A 1,755-nucleotide genomic window follows, 5' to 3' on the forward strand; every position below is an offset into this window, starting at 1 on the left:
GGCGAGGTGCGCAGCCTGGCGCAACGCTCGGCCGAGGCCGCGCGCGAGATCAAGACCCTCATTGGGCAGAGCGTGGAGCAGGTCGAAAGCGGCTCCGCGCTGGTACAGGACGCGGGCCGCACCATGGACGAGATCGTCCAGGGCGTGCGCCGCGTCTCCGACGTCATCGGCGAGATCAGCGCCGCCGCCGCCGAGCAAAGCGGCGGCATCGGCCAGGTCAACACCGCCGTGGTCGAGCTCGACCGCATGACGCAGCAAAACGCCGCGCTGGTGGAGCAAAGCGCCGCGGCGGCGCAAAGCTTGAGCGAACAGGCGCAGCGCCTGAGCGTGGTCGTGTCGCGCTTTCGCACGGGGATGCACGACGCCATGGAGCCCGCAGCCGCGCCGCGCGCGCCGGCCGCCTCCATGACGCCGCGCGCGCCGGCGCAACGCCCCGCGCCCGCGCAGCCCTCGCCCGCGGTGCTGGCGCAGGCCGCGCTGGAGCGCGCCAGCCGTGCGTCGCTGCCCGGGGCCTCCAAGCCCGGCGCCAGCGGCGAGAGCGACTGGGAAAGTTTTTGAAAAGAGCGGATGACGATGACGCGTTCTTGCCCAACGCGCCCGTGTGCTTGCTTCCGCAACACAACGCCCCGGGCATGAACGACGATTCCGAGAACCCCTGATGTCACTTTCCACGCTTTCCCTGGCAGCCCGGCTGCGCCTCATGGCGCTGGCCGTGACGCTGGCCTTGCTGGGCCTGTCGGCCTACACGGGCTTCGCCTTCCACGCTTCGGCGCTGGAGATGCGGCTGAGCGCCACGCGCGCCGTGGTGCAGCAGTCGCTGACCATTGCGCAGCACTGGCAGTCGCAGGAGGCCGCGGGCAGCCTGTCGCGCCACCAGGCGCAGCAGCGCGCCATAGAGGAAATCCGCGCCATCCGCTACGACGGCAAGGAATACGTCTGGGTCAACGACATGACGGCGCGCATGGTGGCCCACCCCATCAAGCCCGAGCTCGAAGGCCAGGACCTCTCGCAGAGCAAGGACCCCAGCGGCAAGCGGCTGTTCGTGGCGTTCGTGGAGACCGTGCAGCGCGAAGGCGCGGGCTACGTGGACTACCTGTGGCCCAAGCCCGGCGCGCAGGACCCCGTGCCCAAGCGCTCCTACGTCGCGGGCTTCGCGCCCTGGGGCTGGGTGCTGGGGTCGGGCGTGTACGTGGACGAGGTGCGCGCCGCCGCGCTGCGCTTTGCCATGGCCAGCCTGGCCACGGCGCTGGTGCTGGGTGCGCTGGTGCTGGGGTTTGCGCAGCTCATGGCGCGCGACCTGCAACGCCGCATGAAGGGCGCGCTGCACGTGCTGCAGGCCATGGCCTCGGGTGACCTGGCGCAGCCGGTGACCGCCGGCCGCCCCGACGAGATAGGCCGGCTGCTGCAGGCCATGGAAGCCATGCGCGGCGGCTTGGGCCGCATGGTGGCGCAGGTGCGCCGCGGCAGCGACGGCATAGGCAGCGCCTGCGCGCAGATCGCCAGCGGCAATGCCGACCTGGCCAACCGCACCGAGCTCACCGCCGGGCGGCTGCAGGACAGCGCCGCGAGCATGAACGAGCTGGCCGGCGGCGTGCATGCCAGCGCCGATTCGGCCGCCAGCGCCCACACCCTGGCCGCCGGCGCCGCCGACGTGGCCCAGCGCGGCGGCGAGGTCGTGCACCGCGTGGTGGCCACCATGGACGAGATCCACGCCGGCTCGCGGCGCATCGCCGAGATCACCGGCGTGATCGACGG

2 protein-coding genes are annotated in these 1,755 nt (G+C 72.3%); both read left to right on the forward strand.

The genetic code is table 11. The annotated features are described in order from the left end of the window. On the forward strand, window positions 1-558 hold a 558-nt coding region (locus tag ALA01S_RS30930; protein ID WP_238456030.1), incomplete at its 5' end, for a methyl-accepting chemotaxis protein. Window positions 559-658: 100 nt separating this feature from the next. Then, window positions 659-1,755: cache domain-containing protein (locus tag ALA01S_RS30935; RefSeq protein ID WP_157119438.1), on the forward strand; the 1,097-nt coding region annotated here is incomplete at its 3' end.

The sequence above is a fragment of the Azohydromonas lata NBRC 102462 genome, assembly GCF_001571085.1.
Taxonomy (GTDB): domain Bacteria; phylum Pseudomonadota; class Gammaproteobacteria; order Burkholderiales; family Burkholderiaceae_C; genus Azohydromonas; species Azohydromonas lata.